1 protein-coding gene is annotated in these 1102 nt (G+C 65.2%); it reads right to left on the reverse strand.

Features of this window, described 5'->3' with window-relative positions; translation table 11 throughout:
- Positions 1-1102: DNA polymerase (locus tag Q8S38_RS16080; protein ID WP_305681394.1), on the reverse strand; the 1102-nt coding region annotated here is incomplete at both ends.

Here is a 1102-nt window from a genome sequence, read left to right on the forward strand (position 1 = left end):
TAATCGAGAATCGCCCGCGCGATCGGGTGGTCGAGCGCCAGAAGTTCCAGCGTCTCCTCGTCGGTCGAGGGCGCGCCGCCGGGGGTTTTCTTGACGATCGGCAGGCCCTTTTGCGTGAACAGGATGTCGCCGATCTGTTTCGGCGAGCTCATGTTGAACGGCTGCCCGGCTTCCTGATAGGCGCGTTGTTCCAGGTCCAGCATCTTCTTGCCGAGCTCGCCGCTTTGCACTGCCAATAAATTTCGATCGAGCAGTATGCCGGTGCGTTCCATGCGGAACAGGATCTCGGCCACCGGCAGTTCGATCTTGCGATAGACGAATTCCAATTTGACTGACGCAGCGATCTGCGGCGCCAGCGCATCGCGCACGCGCAGCGTGACGTCGGCGTCCTCCGCCGCGTATTCGCTGGCGCGGGCGATGTCCACTTGCTCGAAACCGATGCGCGCCGCGCCCTTTCCGGTGACGTCGTCGTAGCTGATGGTGGCCAGACCGAGATGACGCGACGCCAGGTTGCCGAGTTCGTGCGACTGGTGCGCTTCGAGCACATAGGACTGCAGCAGCGTGTCGTCGACCACGCCGCGGCCTTCGATCCCGCCCAGCGCGATGCCGTGGTTGGCAAAGATGTGGCGGTCGTACTTGAGGTGCTGGCCGATGATTTTCGGTTGCGGGTTTTCCAGCAGCGGCTTCAGCTTCGCCAGCACGGCAGCACGATCGAGCTGCGCGGGCGCGCCGGCATAGTGATGCGCCAGCGGCAGGTAGGCCGCCTCCCCGTGGGTGATGGCAAACGACATCCCGACCAGCTCGGCGAGCATCGGGTTGAGCCCGGTGGTTTCGGTGTCGAGCGCAAATGCCGGCGCCGCGTCGAGCCGAGCGATCCAGGCTTCGAGCTGGGCCTCGGTGAGGAGGGTTTCGTAGCAGGCGCGGTGATCGCCGCTGCAATCCTGTTCCGGCGGGGCGGCCTCGCCGGTGGCGGCGGCGTCGAGTTCGCGCAGCCAGCTGCGGAATTCGTAGCGTTCGAACAGCGCGCGCAGCGCGGCGGCATCGCGCGGCTTCAGCACGAGGTCGTCGAAATCGAAAGGCAGCGCGACATCGCACTTGATGG

Origin of the sequence: Allobosea sp., from assembly GCF_030695125.1 — a bacterium.
GTDB lineage: Bacteria > Pseudomonadota > Alphaproteobacteria > Rhizobiales > Beijerinckiaceae > Allobosea.